The sequence below is a fragment of the Streptomyces sp. URMC 126 genome, assembly GCF_051386555.1.
Lineage (GTDB): Bacteria > Actinomycetota > Actinomycetes > Streptomycetales > Streptomycetaceae > Streptomyces.
Genome location: NZ_JBPQTX010000690.1, coordinates 1 through 390, shown reverse-complemented (window position 1 = coordinate 390; position 390 = coordinate 1). Strand labels below are relative to the sequence as shown.

The 390-nt window shown below is 69.0% G+C and carries 1 protein-coding gene; it reads right to left on the bottom strand.

Going from position 1 to position 390, the window contains the following annotated elements; genetic code table 11:
* Nucleotides 1–390: carboxymuconolactone decarboxylase family protein (locus ACSNOK_RS33475; RefSeq protein WP_436784540.1), on the bottom strand; the 390-nt coding region annotated here is incomplete at both ends.

Here is a 390-nt window from a genome sequence, read left to right as displayed (position 1 = left end):
GCCCGGCGTCTTGCGCGTGGTGACGTTCATCCGGTTCCACGTGTTGACCGTTAAGATCAGCGCGATGAGCTGGGCCAGCTCCTTCTCCTCGAAGTGCTGGGCGGCTTCGTCGTACACCCGGTCCGGCACGCCGCCGGGCAGTCGGGTGACGGCCTCCGTGAGCGCCAGCGCGGCCCGCTCCTTCGCGGTGTAGAGACTGGACTCCTCCCAGGCGCTGAGCTGGTGGAGCCGGTCCTCGCTCTCGCCCGCCCTGCGCGCGTCCCCGACGTGGTAGTCGATGCAGTACGCGCACCGGTTGATCTGGGAGGCCCGGATCTGCACCAGTTCCAGCAGGACCGGGTTTAGTCCCTCCCGGGCAGCGGCGTCGAGCGCCAGCACGGCCTTGTAGAC